At 67.8% G+C, this 16,109-nt stretch carries 18 protein-coding genes; 4 read left to right on the top strand and 14 right to left on the bottom strand.

What is annotated here, in order from left to right:
• Window positions 1-59: 59 nt before the first annotated feature.
• Window positions 60-980 (bottom strand): cation diffusion facilitator family transporter, encoded by a 921-nt coding sequence (locus EVU97_RS08395; protein WP_047312422.1) that lies wholly within the window; start codon window positions 978-980, stop codon window positions 60-62.
• A 1-nt stretch (window position 981) separates the two neighbouring features.
• The gene (locus EVU97_RS08390) at window positions 982-1,365 is read right to left on the bottom strand and encodes a helix-turn-helix transcriptional regulator (RefSeq protein ID WP_047312423.1); all 384 of its coding nucleotides are present in this window, start codon (window positions 1,363-1,365) and stop codon (window positions 982-984) included.
• 76 nt (window positions 1,366-1,441) lie between these two features.
• Here EVU97_RS08390 and EVU97_RS08385 point away from each other — a divergent pair, with 76 nt between their 5' ends.
• Both EVU97_RS08385 and EVU97_RS08380 read left to right on the top strand, forming a co-directional pair.
• Window positions 1,442-2,098: a thioredoxin domain-containing protein gene (locus tag EVU97_RS08385; RefSeq protein ID WP_047312424.1), complete on the top strand. Its 657-nt coding sequence runs from the start codon at window positions 1,442-1,444 to the stop codon at window positions 2,096-2,098.
• The gene (locus EVU97_RS08380; protein WP_047312425.1) at window positions 2,095-2,667 is read left to right on the top strand and encodes a vitamin K epoxide reductase family protein; all 573 of its coding nucleotides are present in this window, start codon (window positions 2,095-2,097) and stop codon (window positions 2,665-2,667) included. The genes EVU97_RS08385 and EVU97_RS08380 overlap by 4 nt, the downstream gene beginning before the upstream one ends.
• Before the next feature lie 21 nt (window positions 2,668-2,688).
• On the opposite strand, the gene EVU97_RS08375 is transcribed toward EVU97_RS08380, so the two are convergent.
• Genes EVU97_RS08375 through EVU97_RS08340 form a run of 8 tightly spaced genes read right to left on the bottom strand, consistent with a single transcriptional unit; the run spans window position 2,689 to window position 9,622 of the window.
• Entirely contained in the window at window positions 2,689-2,934 is a 246-nt protein-coding gene (locus EVU97_RS08375) for a DUF4229 domain-containing protein (RefSeq protein WP_047312426.1), read from the bottom strand.
• Window positions 2,935-2,937: 3 nt separating this feature from the next.
• Complete coding sequence (gene ccsB / locus EVU97_RS08370; RefSeq protein WP_129665021.1) at window positions 2,938-4,005, bottom strand: c-type cytochrome biogenesis protein CcsB; 1,068 nt, start codon at window positions 4,003-4,005, stop codon at window positions 2,938-2,940.
• Entirely contained in the window at window positions 4,005-5,717 is a 1,713-nt protein-coding gene (locus tag EVU97_RS08365; protein ID WP_240730166.1) for a cytochrome c biogenesis protein ResB, read from the bottom strand. Before EVU97_RS08365 ends, ccsB begins: the two co-directional genes overlap by 1 nt.
• Window positions 5,717-6,484, bottom strand: a complete 768-nt coding sequence (locus tag EVU97_RS08360) for a cytochrome c biogenesis CcdA family protein (protein ID WP_082128883.1) — start codon at window positions 6,482-6,484, stop codon at window positions 5,717-5,719. Before EVU97_RS08360 ends, EVU97_RS08365 begins: the two co-directional genes overlap by 1 nt.
• On the bottom strand, window positions 6,481-7,095 hold the full coding sequence (locus tag EVU97_RS08355) for a TlpA disulfide reductase family protein (RefSeq protein WP_047312427.1): 615 nt from the start codon (window positions 7,093-7,095) through the stop codon (window positions 6,481-6,483). The genes EVU97_RS08360 and EVU97_RS08355 overlap by 4 nt, the downstream gene beginning before the upstream one ends.
• On the bottom strand, window positions 7,095-7,781 hold the full coding sequence (locus EVU97_RS08350; protein ID WP_129665019.1) for a histidine phosphatase family protein: 687 nt from the start codon (window positions 7,779-7,781) through the stop codon (window positions 7,095-7,097). The genes EVU97_RS08355 and EVU97_RS08350 overlap by 1 nt, the downstream gene beginning before the upstream one ends.
• 2 nt (window positions 7,782-7,783) lie before the next feature.
• Entirely contained in the window at window positions 7,784-9,112 is a 1,329-nt protein-coding gene (gene hemL / locus EVU97_RS08345; RefSeq protein WP_129665017.1) for a glutamate-1-semialdehyde 2,1-aminomutase, read from the bottom strand.
• Between the two features lie 45 nt (window positions 9,113-9,157).
• Entirely contained in the window at window positions 9,158-9,622 is a 465-nt protein-coding gene (locus EVU97_RS08340) for a MarR family winged helix-turn-helix transcriptional regulator (protein WP_047312429.1), read from the bottom strand.
• A gap of 212 nt (window positions 9,623-9,834) precedes the next feature.
• Here EVU97_RS08340 and EVU97_RS08335 point away from each other — a divergent pair, with 212 nt between their 5' ends.
• On the top strand, window positions 9,835-10,365 hold the full coding sequence (locus EVU97_RS08335) for a YceI family protein (protein WP_129665015.1): 531 nt from the start codon (window positions 9,835-9,837) through the stop codon (window positions 10,363-10,365).
• A gap of 102 nt (window positions 10,366-10,467) precedes the next feature.
• Here the strand turns inward: EVU97_RS08335 and EVU97_RS08330 are convergent, their stop codons facing one another.
• The gene (locus EVU97_RS08330; protein ID WP_240730165.1) at window positions 10,468-10,995 is read right to left on the bottom strand and encodes an Lrp/AsnC family transcriptional regulator; all 528 of its coding nucleotides are present in this window, start codon (window positions 10,993-10,995) and stop codon (window positions 10,468-10,470) included.
• Window positions 10,996-11,089: 94 nt separating this feature from the next.
• Here EVU97_RS08330 and EVU97_RS08325 point away from each other — a divergent pair, with 94 nt between their 5' ends.
• Complete coding sequence (locus tag EVU97_RS08325) at window positions 11,090-12,298, top strand: PLP-dependent aspartate aminotransferase family protein (protein WP_129665157.1); 1,209 nt, start codon at window positions 11,090-11,092, stop codon at window positions 12,296-12,298.
• Between the two features lie 84 nt (window positions 12,299-12,382).
• On the opposite strand, the gene EVU97_RS08320 is transcribed toward EVU97_RS08325, so the two are convergent.
• The 3 genes from EVU97_RS08320 to EVU97_RS08310 form a co-directional block, all read right to left on the bottom strand.
• Window positions 12,383-13,363 carry an endonuclease domain-containing protein gene (locus EVU97_RS08320; protein WP_129665013.1) on the bottom strand — a complete coding sequence of 327 codons (981 nt, stop codon included), beginning with the start codon at window positions 13,361-13,363 and terminating at the stop codon, window positions 12,383-12,385.
• Between the two features lie 184 nt (window positions 13,364-13,547).
• Entirely contained in the window at window positions 13,548-14,525 is a 978-nt protein-coding gene (gene hemB / locus EVU97_RS08315; protein WP_129665011.1) for a porphobilinogen synthase, read from the bottom strand.
• Window positions 14,522-16,078, bottom strand: coding sequence for a uroporphyrinogen-III synthase (locus EVU97_RS08310; protein ID WP_240730177.1), 1,557 nt, complete (start codon window positions 16,076-16,078; stop codon window positions 14,522-14,524). The genes hemB and EVU97_RS08310 overlap by 4 nt, the downstream gene beginning before the upstream one ends.
• Window positions 16,079-16,109 lie beyond the last annotated feature (31 nt).

Here is a 16,109-nt window from a genome sequence, read left to right as displayed (position 1 = left end):
GAGCGCAAGCCACTGCGCCCGGCGCCCGAGGGCGGCCCGACGTTCAGCAGTCAATGTCGTCACCAATCCGCCCCTTCACAGTTCTCGACGCCGGTCTCCACCTGGAGCGTCGCGTGGGCAATGCTGAACTTCGTTCGCAGCAGGTCGCTCGCTTCTCGCAGGGCTACGCCGTCGCGGGCACCCGTTGGGGAGGCGACGACGTGAGCTGTAGCGACATTCATTCCGCTCGTGAGCTGCCACACGTGCAGGTCGTGCACGTCCTCGACCGACCCGAGGGCTTCGAGCGCCTCGAGGATCTCGCGCGGCTCGACGTCGGCAGGAGCGTGCTGGCCCAGCACAGCGAGCACCTCACGCCCGAGCATCACCGCGCGTACGGCAACGAAGGCCGCTATGGCGAGGGCGATTCCTGTGTCCCACCACGTTGCGCCGGTGAATCGAACGAGAAGTGCGGCGGCGATGACCCCGACGGAGCCCAGGCTGTCCGCGAGAACCTCGAGGTAGGCGCCGCGCACGTTCAGGCTCTCGCTCGCCCCGGCGCGCAACAGCGCGATGCTGATGAGGTTGATGACCAGCCCGATCGCACCGACGACGAGCATGACGCCCGAAGCCGGCTCGCCCGGGGACCCGAAACGTCCGATCGCCTCCACCGCGATGTAGATCGACACGCCAAGCATGACGAGCACTGCGAACCCGGAGGCGAAGACCTCAGCGCGGTAGGAGCCGAACGTGCGGCGGCCTGTCGTGTCCTTCCGTGTCGCGATGCGTGTGGCGACGAGCGCCGCACCCAACGTCACGACGTCGGCGGCCATGTGGCCGGCGTCGCTGATCAGAGCCAGTGAGTCCGAGAGCAGACCTGCGACGAGTTCGACGACGAAAAACGCGAGAACGAGGCCGAACGAGACCGCCAGGCGCCACCGATGACGCCCTGCGGCCGAAGTGCCTTCAGCGGCCGTGGGGCCGTGCGAGTGACCGTGCCCCATCTCAGGACTTACTCGTGTCGTGATCGATGTGCGCCCGCGTCACGTCGAGCAACATGCGCACGTGGCCGTCCGAAAGGCGGTAGAAGACGTTTCGGCCCGCTCGACGACCGATGACAACCCCGGACGACCTCATCAGACGTAAAGCCTGTGAGACAGTCGTTTCCGTCACCCCGGTCGCCTCCGCGAGATCACAGACGCAGAGCTCCCCCGCGTCGAGCAGTGTGTAGAGCAGACGGGTTCGAGTGGGATCGCCAAGCAGCTTGAAGACGCTGCTGATCTCCTCGATCACCTCGAGCGGCGGCAATGCCTCCATCGCCAAAGCGACCTTGTCGGGGCAGTCGGCCCCCGGCGCACAAGCATCGAGCGCTTCGACATTCGACGACACGAGCAACTCCTTAACATCTGATCAATTGAACAGATGTTAGCGTAATCCCACTGTCGCCCGCCGTACAAGGATGAGCATGAAGAAGCCCGCCCTCGCCGCCGCACTTGTCGTCGCGATCGTTGCCGCCGTCATCGTCGCAGTGATATTCCTCAACAGGACCCCAGAACCGAAGCCGACGCCGTCCGCATCCGGGGACACGGCCGTGTCCAACCTCGCCGCCCCTGACAGCCACCGGCTGCAAAAGGCACCCGACGGCTCACCGGTCCTCGTCGAATTCCTCGACTTCGAATGCGAGGCGTGCCGCGCCGCATACCCGTTCGTCGAGGAACTCCGCAAGGACTACAAGGGCAAGGTCACCTTCGTCATCCGCTACTTCCCGCTGCCGGGCCACAAGAACTCCATGACCGCCGCGCTCGCTGTGGAGGCCGCGGCACAGCAGGGCAAACTCCAGCAGATGTACTCCACGATGTACGAACGTCAGACACAGTGGGGCGAGAAGCAGACATCCCAAGCCTCCGTGTTCCGAGGCTACGCGCAAGAACTTGGCCTCGACATGGCCGCCTACGACAGGGCCGTGGCGTCCCCCGCCACCAAGGCCCGCGTCGAGAAGGACTACAAAGCCGGCCTGGAAGCGGGCGTCGAAGGCACCCCGACGTTCTTCCTCGACGGCGAAAAGGTCACCGTCGACTCCATGGAGGCTTTCCGTTCCCTCATCGATGAAGCGGTGAAGTGAGCAGCTCCGCGGGCGAGCGGCGGCAGAGCATCGCCCTCGTCGGCCTGTCTGCCGTCGGCCTCGTCTGCTCCGTCATTCTCCTGATGGAAAAGCTCGCACTGCTGGCCGATCCGGAGCACGTCCCGAGTTGCAGCATCAATCCCGTCGTCGCCTGCGGCTCGGTCATCACCTCGTGGCAGGCAAGTGTCGTGGCAGACCTGCCGAACCCTGTACTGGGGATCGTGGGTTTCAGCATCGTGATGACCGCCGGCGCCCTGGGCGCGGGCGGCCTCCACTTCAGCCGCTGGGTTTGGGTCGGCTTGCTCGCCGGCGTCCTCGTGGGGTTTGCCTTCGTCCACTGGCTCATCTGGCAGAGCCTCACCGTGATCGGGGCGCTCTGCCCCTACTGCATGGTGGTGTGGGTCGTCATGCTCGCGTTGGTCACCGTCGCAGTTCGGGCCGGCGCCTCGGAAGGCGCGGTACCCGCGGCGGTCAGCCGCTGGGCACCCAGCGCAGCTGTCATGTGGCTCGCACTCCTCGTGCTCGCCATCTTCCTACGATTCCAGGACTACTGGCTGACCCTGGTGTGACGGGTGGATGAGTCCGACGAACTACTCGTCGTTGTCCTCGGCCTCGCGCAGTTCCTTGGAGCGCTCGCGGCGACGCTCGACGCGGCTCTCCACGACGTCGACCGTCTCCTGACGGAAATGGTTGAGCGCGAAGAAGCTGATGACCGTCGAGGCGATGGCCGCCACGATGAGCAGCAGGAAACCACGGAGCCCTACGAGCCAGCCGACGCTGAGGCAGCCGAAGAAGACGAGGAGGCGCAGGACGGTGTAGCGCGCGACAGGTGCCATGGATCAGAGCCCCGAGTAGGAGTGCTGGCCGACGAAGTACACGTTGACGACGCCGTAGTTGATGAGGATGCAGGCGAAGCCGATGATGACGACGACGGCGGCCTTGCGACCGCTCCACCCGACCGTCACGCGGCTGTGCAGGTAGGCCGCGTACACGATGAAGATGACGAGGGACCACACTTCCTTCGGGTCCCAGTTCCAGTAGGCGCCCCAGGCCTCCTGGGCCCAGATGGCGCCGGCGAGGATCGTGAACATCCACAGCGGGAACGCGATGATGTGCACGCCGTACGCGAGACGGTCGAGGGTCTTGGAATCCGGCAGGGCCTTGAGGAAGCCGCCCGTCTTGCCCTTCTCCTCACGGTTGAGCTGCGCGAGGTAGAGGCAGGTGATGACGAAGCCGATGGTGAACAGACCGATCGACAGCGTTGCCACCGTCACGTGGATCGACAGCCAGTACGACTGCAGCGACGGCATGAGCTTGCTCGCCTCGGTGTAGTACACGAGGGCCGCGAGCATGATGAAGAGGACGGCGGGGAGCGTGACGAACGCACCGAGCCAGCGCACGTCCTTGCGCAGGCTCCAGCCGAGGAAGCACACGAGCAGGAACGCGGTGCCGACGAGGTCGAACTCGTACATGTTGCCCAGCGGCGGACGGCCGACGGCGAAGCCGCGCAGCGCGATGCCGAGGACGAGCGCCGCCGTTCCGAGCCACGTCAGGGCCATGCCCGTGCCGGCCCACTTGCGCGGCGCCGGGTCGGCAGGAAGATCGCTCCCGCCGTCACCGTCGAGGTCACGCTTGGAGGAGTGGGTCTCGGTGCGCTCGAGGACGGCCGTGGCGCCGCCCGCCGACTTATCACGGCTCGAGGTCGCGGACGTACCCGCGGCGGCGTCCTCGTCCCCGGCGTGGGCAGCGGCTTCGCCGACACGCTCCTTGCGGCCCGGGGTCTGTGCCAGGTCGACACAGAACGCCAGCATGGCCAACGTCAGGACGAGCCCGGAGGCGTAGACGGCGTACGTCGAGTTCTGGGCGAGGGCGCTGTTGGCCTCGTCGATGAGGGCGAAAGCGGACATCATGCCTTACCTGTCGTTCCGGTCGTGACGGCGCGAGCCTGGATGCGTTCGAAGATTTCGTCGACCGCGAGAGCGAGCCTGGGGTCCTCGCCCTTGGCGAGGCCACCGATCTCCACCACTGTACGCGGGGCGCTCGAACCGTCTGCGTCCGCGGCCGGGCGCACCCGGACGAAGACGCGGCGGCGGCGAATCATGAGCGACACCACGAGGCCTGCGAGGGCCGTGACGGAGAAGATGAGAGCGGGCAGCTTGCCCGGGTCGTGCCGGATCGAGAGACCCGCCCAACGCGGCACCGACTCGAAGGTGACCGAACCCATGTTGTTCGGCAGCTTCACCGTCTGACCGAGTGCGATCTGCAGACGAAGGGGCTGGCCCTTCTCGTCCTTGACCTGCGTCATCTTCTCGGTGTCGAGGCTGAAGACCGACTGCGGGCGGCCGTTCGGGTAGAGGTCACCCTTGTAGACGCCGAGGTAGAGCGCGGGAGCCTTCGCGTCCGGGAAGGCCGAGCTCGGGCCCTTGTTCGGGTCGACGTAGGCCGTGGGCAGGAAGAAGCCGAACAGACCCACCTGGTCCGGCGAGGCGCCGGGGATCTTGAACGCGCCCGTCGACTTGTACTGGTTGTCGACGGCGAGGAACGGCGTCGACTGGTCGTAGAGCACGTTGCCCTTCGCGTCCTTGTACGTGATCTTCGGCGCGTAGCCGTTTCCGAGCAGGTAGACCTCGCCGCCACCGACCTTGAGCGGGTGGTTGACCCGGATCTGGTCCTGCTGCCACTTCGCGTTCGGGGACTCCTTGAAGTGGACGTCGGCCGTGAAGTCACGCGGCTGACCCCACTGCGGGCTCGTGGGGTCGACCTTGTCCTCGAAGGTGACCTTGAGGCTGTCCATCTTCAGCGACCAGTCGGGCAGATCCTCCTCGAGGTCGACCCAGGGGCCGAGCTTGAGGGTGTCGTAGCGGGTCATCGTCGAGGTGAACCCACTCTTGTCCGGGACGATGACGTCACCGCGCCAACCCCACACGTGGCCACCGGCGACGGCGACGATGATGCCGACGATGCTGAGGTGGAACAGCAGGTTGCCGCTCTCGCGCAGCATGCCGCCCTCCGAGGCGACCTCGAGGTCGCCCGTGTCCTTGCGGAGCTTGAAGCGCTTGCGGCGCAGCACCTCACGCGCGGCCTCGGCAACGGCGTCGGGGCTCGCGTCGACGGTCTCGCTGCGGTGAGCCGGCAGACGCTTGATGTTGCGCGGCATCTTCGGCGGACCGGAACGCATCGCCTTCCAGTGCACCTTGGTGCGCGGGATGATGCAGCCGATGAGCGAGACGGCGAGCAACAAGTAGATCGCGGCGAACCACGGCGTGCTGTAGACGTTGAACATCCCGAGGCGATCGAGCCACGGGAACAGGTCGGGGTGGTCCTGCTCGTACTGGGTGACGCGGGTGGCGTCGATCGAGCGCTGCGGGAAGATCGAGCCCGGCACGGCCGCGATGGCCACGAGCAGCAGCAGGAATAGCGCCGTGCGCATCGTCGTCAGCTGGCGCCAGAACCAGCGCAGCATGCCGACGACACCGATGCTCGCGCCGGCCTTGCCCGACGTGCCGGACTTGCCACCGGCCTTCGCGCCGCCTCGCGGCGACTTCTTGGCGGCTGCGCCCTTCGCTGCGTCGTCGCTGGTCTCGGGCCCGTTGTTGCCCGGGGCCTTCTTGGCTGCCACTAGATCACCGTTTCGAACTGGTTGACGAGGTTGGACTGGACGAGGGCCATGAGTTCCTCCCACAGCCCGCTCACCATGAGCAGGCCCATGGCGATCATGAGAGTGCCGCCGACGATCTGGATCGGACGGTGGTGGTCACGAAGCCACTTCGACGCCTTCTCGGCACGGCTCCACCCAGCGGCGATGAGGATGAACGGCAGGCCCATGCCGAGCGCGTAACAGACGGTGAGGAACAGAGCCCTCCCCTGGCTGTCCGCGTTGAGGGACGTATTGGCCGCCACCAGCGTGCCGAGAACCGGCGAGATGCAGGGAGCCATCCCGAGACCGAACGCGGCACCGAGCAACGGTGCCCCGACGAGGCCCGCGGCCGGGCGCCAGCGCACCGTGAAGCCTCGCTGGCCCACGACGCCGAGGAACATGAGCCCCATGAGGATGACGATGACGCCGCCGATGCGCGTGAGCAGGCTGCGGTGAGCGCCCACCGTGTCGTAGACGAGGCTGACGGCGGCCTGGATGCCGACGAAGACGACGGAGAATCCGAGCACGAACAGGCACGCGCCGAGCACGAGTCGGGTGCGTCGCTTCTCGTCCGTCAAGCCCGTGACGTAGGCGAGGAAGCCCGGCACGAGCGGCAGCACGCACGGCGACGCGAACGAGACGACCCCCGCGAGCGCAGCGAAGAAGATCGCGAGCGGCAACGCGCCGTTCGCGACGATCTGTTCGGGGGAACTCGTCAGGTGAGCGAGCGCCGCAACGCTGGAGCTCAAGCCTTCTCCGCGAGCACCTTGTCGACCATGTTCCGCACCGTGGTCTCGGTGGTGGAACCGGAGACGCGTGCCGCGATGCGCCCCTGCTTGTCGAGCACGAGCGTCGTTGGCGTTGCGACGACCTTGCGCTGCAGACCCTGCAGGTTCTGCCCGTCGTCGTTCTTCAGCGACGGGTAGGTGGCGCCCCACTTCTTGAGCGTGGACTTGGCGACGGCGTCGGAGTCACGCTGGTCGAGGCCCATGAACACGACGGGCTTGTTCGCGTTGTCGTAGTTCTTCCACGCCTTCTCGAGGTGCGGCGTCTCGGCCTGACACGGGCCGCACCACGCACCCCACACGTTGAGGACGACGACCTTGCCGCGCTCGGACTCCACGTTCCACTTCTTGCCGTCCAGCGTCTCGCCGGTGAGCTGCACGGGCTCGGCACGCTTGGCGGCCGCAAGTTCTTCGACGGAACCGTCACCGGCCACGTAGCCCTTGTTGTCGCCGGCTTGGGCCTGCTTGCTGATGCTGTCGTTCTGCTCGCTACCGCACGCACTCAGACCGAGGGTGACGGCAAGGGCGAGCGACGTCGCTGCGGTTGCCTTGAGCGATCGGGCACGGCGCGCCATCAGGCACCCACCGACTGTGTCGAGTTGGGCAGCAGGCGACCCGCGGGCTCGGCGTACTGGACGCCGGTGATCTCGTCACCGGTGAACTCGATCGTCGTGACCGACGCGAGCGTGCACTCACGCGATCGCGGGTCGTGCCACAGGCGCTTGCCCTCGGCGAAGCGACGGGCCGTCCACACGGGCAGCTGGTGGCTGACGACGGCGGCCTCGTGTCCGGCCGCGGCGTCACGGGCGTCGAGGATGGCGGTGTACATGCGCTCGGCGATCTCCTGGTACGGCTCTCCCCAGCTCGGCCGCAGCGGGTTGACGAGCTTCGGCCAGAAGCGGGGCTGGAGCAGTTGCTTGGGGTTCGATCCAACGGTCAGGCCCTCGAAATCGTTCCCGGCTTCGATGACGCGCGGGTCGAGGACGACGGGCAGATCGAGCTTCTCGGCGAGCGGCGCGGCCGTCTCCTGCGCACGCTCGAGCGGCGAGCTGACGAGGTAGGTGATGTCGCGCGGAGCGAGCCACTGGCTCGTCAGTTCGGCCATCTCACGGCCGAGCTCGGAGAGGTGGTAGCCGTCGAGGCGCCCGTAGAGCACCTTCTTCGGGTTGAACACCTCGCCGTGACGCACGAGGTGCACCAGCGTCTTCGTCGTGGGGGTGGGGGCCTCGGTCGACGGGTAAAGCGGGACGTCGTTCGTCATGGTCAGAGTGTCGCAGACGAGTCTGTGGAAGCGGCCGCGGCTCGCGCGGCGGCGGGCAGGGCGTCGATCACATGCGCGACGGCCTCGTCGTCGTGCGACGCGGAGACGAACCACGACTCGTAGGCCGACGGCGGCAGGTGGACGCCCTGGTCGAGCATCGCGTTGAAGAAGCGCGAGAAGGCCTCGGTGTCCTGGTCCTTCGCGTCGTCGTAGTTCGTGACCGCTCCGTCACGGAAGAAGATCGAGAACATCGAGCTCGCCCACTGCACGGTGTGTGGCACCCCGGCCTTCGTCAGTTCGGCGGAGGCGGCGTCGGCGATGGCGTGCGCCGTGGAGTCGAGGTGGGCGTAGACCTCGTCGGTGCAGCCTTGCAGCGTGGCGAGGCCGGCGGCCGTGGCCACCGGGTTACCCGCCAGCGTGCCCGCCTGGTACACGGGACCGTCGGGCGCCAGCATGCCCATGAGGTCGGCGCGGCCACCGAAGGCGGCCGCGGGGAAGCCACCGCCCATGACCTTGCCGAAGGTGAACAGGTCGGGGGCGCTCTCACCCTGCTGGCCCTCGTGGCCGAACCAGCCGGCACCGGAGCAGCGGAAGCCCGTCATCACCTCGTCGGAGACGAGCAGCGCGCCGTGCTCGGTCGTGATGTCGCGCAGCGCCTTCGTGAAACCGGGGGCGGGCGGCACGACGCCCATGTTGCCGGGCGAGGCCTCGGTGATGACGGCAGCGATCTCGTCACCGTGCTCGGCGAAGGCAGCTTCGAGCGCGGAGACGTCGTTGTAGGGCAGGACGATGGTCTCGCCGGCGCTCGACTTCGGCACGCCGGCCGTGTCGGGAAGGGCGAAGGTGGCGACGCCGGAGCCGGCTGCGGCGAGCAGCGCGTCGACGTGGCCGTGGTAGCAGCCTGCGAACTTCACGATCTTGCTCCGGCCCGTGGCGCCGCGCGCGAGGCGGATGGCCGACATCGTGGCCTCGGTACCGGACGAGACAAGACGCACCTGCTCGACGGGCTCGACGCGGCGCACGATCTCGGTGGCGAGGGCGACCTCGTTCTCACTCGGGGTGCCGAAGCTGAAGCCACGCGAGGCCGCGTCCTGAACGGCGGCCATGACGTCGGGGTGGGCGTGGCCGAGAATCATCGGCCCCCACGAGCAGATGAGGTCGACGTAGCGGTTGCCGTCGACGTCCGTGAGCCACGGACCCTTCGCCCCGCGGATGAACCGCGGCGTGCCACCGACGGCACGGAAGGCGCGCACCGGCGAGTTCACCCCGCCGGGCGTCACCGTGCGCGCGTGGGCCAGGAGTTCTGCGGACTTCGAGGTGCTTCCACTCATGTTGTCCATTCTCCCACCGCCCCCTGACAACGCCCTTGGCGGGCCTCAGCCCCGCTCGCCACCGACTTCCTCGTGCACGCGGCGCATGCCGTCACCGACGATGCTCAGTTGGTCGCCATCCATGGTGTCGACGAAGTATCGACGCACGCTCGCGACGTGAACGGGGGCTGCGAGCAGGAGGGCGTCGTAGCCGCCGTCGGTGAGGACGAGTTCGACCCCACGCGAATCGCTGGAACACGACTCCCGCGTCACCCACCCGCGTCGCTGCAGGCGCGTGGCGGTGTGCGTGATGCGGCTGCGGGACTGAACGACGAGGTCGGCGAGCGCCCCCATCCGCAGACGACGTCCCTCGGCCTCGGACAGCATCGAGAGGATCTCGTACTCGGCCAGCGACATGCCGTGGTCGAGGAGTTCGCGATCGAGCGCGAGGCTCAGCGCGCGCGATGCCCGTAGGTAGTGACGCCATGCCGTCTGCTCGTCCTCATCGAGCCAGCGCGTCTCTTTCGTCATCCTCCACCGTCCGTTCCGTGCTTCGCCACCGTCGCGCGCCCCTACCGTCCGGTATCCGACCGGAGGGTTGATTCACGTTTCGTTCAGTGTCAACGCTTTCGTGTGGACATCTTGTTTCCGTCCACGTTTCTTCAGTGTAGTTGAACGTTCAACTATCTGCGTGTATCGTCATTTCCGTACCGACCACACATCGCAACGGAAGGACCACAACCATGGTTTCCCTCAACGACATCGCTCCCGGCACCTGGAACATCGACGCCGACCACACGGAGATCGGCTTCGTCGCGCGCCACCTCGCCGTCACCAAGGTGAAGGGTCGCTTCACGGACGTCAGCGTCAACGCGGAGGTCGCCGAGGACCGCAAGAACTCGACGCTCGAGTTCACCGTGCAGACGGCATCGGTCCAGACCCGCAACGCCGACCGCGACGGTCACCTCAAGAGCGCTGACTTCTTCGACGTCGAGCAGTACCCGACGATGACGTTCAATGCCACGAACATCGGCGACGACACCATCACGGGCGACCTGACGATCAAGGACGTGACGAAGCCCGTCACGTTCGACTACGAGTTCAACGGCATCTCCGACGACCCGTGGGGCGGCACCCGCGCCGGCTTCGAGGCCCAGGGCGAGATCAACCGCAAGGACTTCGGCCTCAGCTTCGACGCCGCAGCCCCCGGCGGCAACGCGCTCGTCTCCGACAAGATCAAGATCAACCTCGACCTCGAGTTCGCCAAGGCCTGATCACACCAGCCTTCACGAAGAGGCCGCGGTACCCGTTCGGGTACCGCGGCCTCTTCGTGAATCGCCCTTCCTCGCTCGCCCTTCATCGCGTGCCGTCGCGCCTCAGCCGAGAGGGCGGGAACCGCGAATGCGTTCGTAGATGAGGCTCGTCTCGGCGTGCACGACGCCGGGCAGCACCGCGAGGTGGTCGAGCACGATGTCGCGCAGGGCGTCGGGAGACTGCGTACAGACGTGGACGAGGAAGTCGTTCTCCCCCGTCACGTGGAAGGCCGCGAGGACGCCGGGCACATCGGCGACTGCGGCGCGGAAGCCGTCGATGTCGTCACGCGTGTGGCCCGTGAAGCGCAGCGCGATCATCGCCTCCAGCGGTAACTCGAGGGAGCCGAGATTGACGTCGGCGTGCACCCCGGCGATGACGCCTCGCTCACGCAGCACACGCAACCGGCCGCTGCACGTCGACTCCGGCACGCCGACCCGCCGCGCGAGTTCGGCGTTCGACATCCGGCCGTCCTCGACGAGTAGCTCGACGAGCCGACGACCGACGGCGTCAGGGCTCCACGCGGGGCCGAGAAACGGTCGTCGAACCTGCGAGTCACCCGCCGAACTCAACCGGGAATTCGTGCTTTCCACCTCAGACACACCTCTTTTCGGGGAATCGGCGGCGTCATTGCCACGATTCCGCGGACTCCACACACTATGTGATGTGAACCACACTTCTTCGCTCATGACGAACGCCGTGCACGCCGGCCGGGAAGACCTCACGGCTCTCGGGGTGCACGTCGCAGGAATCGATCAGTCGACCACCTACCCCGTCACCGGCGTGCAGGGCGGTGACTCGTACGAGCAGATGGCAACCCGTGGTCGCCCGCGCCCCGGTGATTCGTACGTGTACCAGCGTCTGTGGAACCCGAACGTCCACCGCTTCGAGCGTGGGCTCGCCACGATGGAGGGCGCCGAGGAAGCCGTCGCGTTCTCGACCGGGATGGCGGCGATCAGCGCCGTCCTGCTCGCCTGCGTTGCGGCGGGCAAGCCTCACATCGTCGGTGTCCGCCCCCACTACGGCGGCACGGACCACCTACTTGCCACCGGCCTGCTCGGCACCCGCGTGACGTTCACGACGCCCGATGCCGTGGCGGACGCGATCGAGGCAGACACGGGCCTCGTGCTCATCGAGTCGCCCGGCAACCCGACGATCGACCTCATCGACATCGCCGACGTGGCGCGCCAGGCGGGCGACGTGCCCGTCGCCGTCGACAACACGTTCGCCACACCGGTGCTGCAGCAGCCGCTGGCGCTCGGCGCAGCGATCAGTCTGCACTCGGCGACGAAGTACATCGGCGGGCACGGCGACCTGCTCGGCGGTGTCGTCGCGACGAGCACGGAGTGGGCCACGCGGCTGCGTCAGGTGCGCGCCATCACGGGTGGCCTGCTCGCACCGACGTCCGCCTACCAACTGCACCGCGGGCTGCAGACCCTGCCGGTCCGGGTGCTGCAGCAGCAGGCCAACGCGCGACCGGTGGCGGCTTTCCTTGCCGAGCACGACCTCGTGGAGTGGGTGCGCTACCCCGGGCTTCCCGCGGGCGACCCCGACGGCATCGCCGCACGGCAGATGGCAGGCCCGGGCGCGATGATGGCGTTCGCGGTCAAGGGCGGCTTCGACGCCGCTGCCGCCGTGGCGGAGCACGTGCGCCTCATCGTCAATGCGGTGTCTCTGGGCGGCGTGGACACGCTCATCCAGCACCCGGCGGCACTGACCCACCGGCCGGTCGCGTCCGAGGCGAAGCCGGGCGAGGACGTCCTGCGCCTGTCGATCGGTCTCGAGAACCCGGACGACGTCATCGCCGACCTGCGCCAGGCCCTCGAAGCGGCCCGGGACCTCTCCCCCGAGCCTGCGCGGGAGGAACCGAACCTGCGCGTCGCCGTCCGCGCCTAGCAACCACAAGGGGCGTTTTCTTCCCTTCTTGTGCGCAAGGGGTCTCCTGAGGCGCAAGAAGGGAAGAAAACACCCCCACTCGTGTCACGCCACCGGCGCGAGCTGGACAAAGTGCTGCCGCCATGCGGTGTTGGGTGCGACTTTCACACCCCGCTGAGTCAGCGCGTCCGCCACTCGAGCCAATGTCGATGCCGGATCCCGGAAGATCCCGACCGAAACCACCCGGATGACGATCCATCCTGCGGAGCGAAGCTCATCCTCGCGCACGATGTCAGCCTGCTTCTGTGCCTCACTCGCGTAGTGGTAGGAGCCGTCGTACTCCACGGCGATCTTGAGCTCGGGGTAGGCGAGATCGAATCGTCGTCGCCGCCCGGCCACGAAAGCCTCGTGTTGCACAACAGGCTCGGGCAAACCCGCGAGAACGAGAAGGAGGCGCGTCCGGCTCTCCGGTGGCGACTCAGCGCCTTCCCGCGCGCGGCGGGCGACCTCACGCAGCGCTGCCGAATGCGGGCCTGCACCGTGCTTCCACACATCAATGGCTCGCCCTGCATCGACATCGTGACGGCTGAGCACCGCATCTGCGAGGACGACGAGATCAACGAGCCCCAGCGAGTCGGCGCATTCGGTGACGACGCCCGTCGGGTCGGAAACCGGCAAACGACCTACACCGGCGACGAACACCGATCTCGCCAGGCTTGCTGCTGGATGCCGATGAGCGATCGTGCCGACGAGCGTCTTGTTCGGCCTTCGCTCGTAGCTGAGATGGAGTCGGTGCGTCTCCGGGACGGGAAGGCCCCACAGCCGCGCGGCGGTGACGTGGGCGACGCGGGCGTCGGACTTGGTGACGCGCAGCGCCGCTCCACACCGCAGCCCGAGGGTGATCGGTGTCGTGGCGGTGACGTAGACATTGCGTCGGAGCGCGACGACAGCGTCACTGCGCAGATCGTTGATCGTCAGCCCGGCGGCACGAGCCTCGGCGGCGGTGAACAAGCATCCGTCCAGCGTGGCGACGGCAACAGCTCGCCTGGAAAGCACACTCTCGTGGCGTCGGTTCGAGGTGACCATGCCCTCAGCCTGACGCGCGGAGCGGATCCGGCTCGAAAGTTATCCACAGGAACGAGGGGAGCATCCCGCACGAAAGACAGCGCCCACCACTACTCGGGAAGGTTTCTTCCCTTCTTGTGCGCAATCGAACCCCTTGCGCACAAGAAGGAAAGAAATCAGCCCGTCCTACGTCTAACGCCGCGCGTCAGAGGCCGCGGGCAAACTCCATCGCGTAGTACGTCAGGACGATCGACGCGCCGGCGCGCTTGATGCTGGTGAGGGTCTCGCGGATCATGCGTTCGCGGTCGATCCAGCCGTTCGCGGCGGCCGCCTCGATCATCGCCATCTCGCCGGAGACCTGGTACGCCGCGACAGGCACCGTGGCGGCCTGGGCGACGTCGGAGAGCACGTCGAGGTACGGCAGAGCAGGCTTCACCATGAGCATGTCGGCGCCCTGCTCCTCGTCGAGCATCGCCTCGCGCAGCGACTCCGTGCGGTTGCGCGGGTCCTGCTGGTACGTCGCGCGGTCGCCCTGGAGCGAGCTCTGCACGGCCTCGCGGAACGGACCGTAAGCCGCCGACGCGTACTTCGCCGAGTACGCCATGACGGCGACGTCGTCGTGGCCGGAAAGGTCGAGCGCCGCACGGATGACGCCGATCTGGCCGTCCATCATGCCGCTCGGGCCGAGCACGTGAGCGCCCGCCTGAGCCTGCGCGACGGCCATCTGCGCGTAGATATCGAGCGTCGCGTCGTTGTCGACACGACCCTGCGCGTCGAGCACGCCGCAGTGACCGTGGTCGGTGAACTCGTCGAGGCACAGGTCGCCCATGACGAGCAGATCGTCGCCCACGGCGTCACGCACGGCGCGCAAGCCGACGTTGAGGATGCCGTCGGGGTCGATCGAACCCGACCCCTGGGCGTCCTTCGTCTCCGGAACACCGAAGAGCATGACGCCCGCAACGCCCGCGTCGCGCGCCTGCTTCGAGACGTCGACGAGCGAGTCGAGCGTGTGCTGCACGACGCCCGGCATCGAACTGATGGGCGTGTTCTCGGTCGCGTTCTCGCGCACGAACACCGGCAGGATGAGGTCGGACGGCGCCACGGACGTCTCGGCCACCATGTTGCGCATGACCGGTGACGTGCGCAGGCGGCGCGGACGGTGCGGCAGGTCGTACGTGCTCATCGGGCCTTCACCTTTCGACGGGCCGCCCCGCGACGCTCGCTGGGACGACGCACCTTCTCCCCCGCTTCCGCCGCAGCGGCGGCGAGGCACTGACCGTGAGCGGCGAGCGCATCGACGAGCGCAGCCGCAGAGGCCTCGGTCGCGAGGACGTCGACACGCAGACCGTGCTCCTCCGCCGTCTTCGCGGTGGCCGGGCCGATGCACGCGACGACGGTAGATGCGTGCGGCTTGCCGGCGATGCCGACGAGGTTGCGCACCGTCGAACTCGACGTGAAGCAGACGGCGTCGAACTTGCCGGACTTGATCGCCTCACGCACCTCGGGCGCCGGCGGCGCAGCGCGCACCGTGCGGTAGGCGGTGACGTCGTCGACCTCCCAGCCCATCTCCTCGAGGCCGGCGACGAGGGTCTCCGTCGCGATGTCGGCGCGCGGCAGGAAGACGCGGTTGATCGGGTCGAGCTGCTCGTCGTAGTCGGGCCACACCTCGAGCAGGCCCTTGGCCGACTGCTCGCCGCTCGGCATGAGGTCGGGCTCGATGCCCCACTCGCGCAGAGCGTCCGCCGTCACGCCACCGACGGCAGCGATCTTGAGGCCCGCGAAGGCACGCACGTCGAGACCGAACTCGGCGAACTTCTCACGCACGGCGCGCACGGCGTTGACCGACGTGAAGCCGACCCACTCGTAGCGGCCGGTGACGAGACCCTTGACGGCCTTCTCCATCTGCGCCGGCGTACGCGGCGGCTCGACGCTGATCGTCGGCACGATGGCGCTGCTCGCGCCGTACTCGGTGAGGCGGCGCGTCATGGAACCCGACTGCTCCTTGGTGCGCGGCACGAGCACCTTCCAGCCGAACAGCGGCTTGTTCTCCCACCACGACAGGGCGGTGCGGTGACCCACGGTCGAGCCGACGATGGCCATGACGGGCCCGTCGAACTCGGCGCGACGCAGTGCCGCGGGCACCTCGTCGAGCGTCAGCGTCGTCGTCTCCTGGGTGATCGTCGTGCCGTTCTGCGTCAGCGCGACCGGCGTGTTGCCACGGCGGCCGGCAGCGCGCAGTTCGACGAGCGAGTCGCGCAGCAGGTCGGCCTGGCCGAGGACGACGACGGTGGTGCAGGCGTCGATCGAACGCGCCCAGTCGACCTTCGGGTCGCCGGCGGTGACGACGTGGATGTTGCGGGCCTTGCTGTCGGTGAGCGGCACACCCGCGTAGGCGGGAACCGCGGAGACGGCCGAGACGCCCGGAACGATCTCGAACTCGATGCCGGCCTTCGCGCAGGCGCCGGCCTCCTCGGCCAGGCCGTGGAAGGTGGCCGGGTCGCCGTCCATGAGGCGCACGACGAGGGCGCGCCCGTCGTCGTGGCCCTCCGTCGCAGCCTTGGCGGCCTTGACGAGAAGCTTCGCGCGGCTGGCGTTGGTCAACTCGGTGCCGGCCTCGCCGTACCCGCCGTCGACGAACTCCACGCCGTCGCTCACGAGGGATGCGACGAACTGCTCACGGCACAGCTGGTCGAGGACGACGACGTCCGCCTCGGCGAGAAGCTGCGCCGCGCGCATCGTGAGCAGGCCGGGATCGCCGGGCCCGGCG

This window comes from Dermacoccus sp. 147Ba, from assembly GCF_004151355.1.
GTDB classification, from domain to species: domain Bacteria; phylum Actinomycetota; class Actinomycetes; order Actinomycetales; family Dermatophilaceae; genus Dermacoccus; species Dermacoccus abyssi.
The sequence above is the reverse complement of the archived record's forward strand: the minus strand, read 5'-3'. Positions and strand labels throughout refer to the sequence as shown.

What these genes read in the sequence shown, in the direction of transcription:
- EVU97_RS08310 (WP_240730177.1), bottom strand. Translation starts at nt 16,078, where the DNA reads ATGCGCGCGGCGCAGCTTCTCGCCGAGGCGGACGTCGTCGTCCTCGAC.
- EVU97_RS08395 (WP_047312422.1), bottom strand. Translation starts at nt 980, where the DNA reads ATGGGGCACGGTCACTCGCACGGCCCCACGGCCGCTGAAGGCACTTCG.
- ccsB (WP_129665021.1), bottom strand. Translation starts at nt 4,005, where the DNA reads ATGTCCGCTTTCGCCCTCATCGACGAGGCCAACAGCGCCCTCGCCCAG.
- EVU97_RS08375 (WP_047312426.1), bottom strand. Translation starts at nt 2,934, where the DNA reads ATGGCACCTGTCGCGCGCTACACCGTCCTGCGCCTCCTCGTCTTCTTC.
- hemL (WP_129665017.1), bottom strand. Translation starts at nt 9,112, where the DNA reads ATGAGTGGAAGCACCTCGAAGTCCGCAGAACTCCTGGCCCACGCGCGC.
- EVU97_RS08340 (WP_047312429.1), bottom strand. Translation starts at nt 9,622, where the DNA reads ATGACGAAAGAGACGCGCTGGCTCGATGAGGACGAGCAGACGGCATGG.
- EVU97_RS08335 (WP_129665015.1), top strand. Translation starts at nt 9,835, where the DNA reads ATGGTTTCCCTCAACGACATCGCTCCCGGCACCTGGAACATCGACGCC.
- hemB (WP_129665011.1), bottom strand. Translation starts at nt 14,525, where the DNA reads ATGAGCACGTACGACCTGCCGCACCGTCCGCGCCGCCTGCGCACGTCA.
- EVU97_RS08320 (WP_129665013.1), bottom strand. Translation starts at nt 13,363, where the DNA reads ATGGTCACCTCGAACCGACGCCACGAGAGTGTGCTTTCCAGGCGAGCT.
- EVU97_RS08385 (WP_047312424.1), top strand. Translation starts at nt 1,442, where the DNA reads ATGAAGAAGCCCGCCCTCGCCGCCGCACTTGTCGTCGCGATCGTTGCC.
- EVU97_RS08350 (WP_129665019.1), bottom strand. Translation starts at nt 7,781, where the DNA reads ATGACGAACGACGTCCCGCTTTACCCGTCGACCGAGGCCCCCACCCCC.
- EVU97_RS08325 (WP_129665157.1), top strand. Translation starts at nt 11,090, where the DNA reads ATGACGAACGCCGTGCACGCCGGCCGGGAAGACCTCACGGCTCTCGGG.
- EVU97_RS08355 (WP_047312427.1), bottom strand. Translation starts at nt 7,095, where the DNA reads ATGGCGCGCCGTGCCCGATCGCTCAAGGCAACCGCAGCGACGTCGCTC.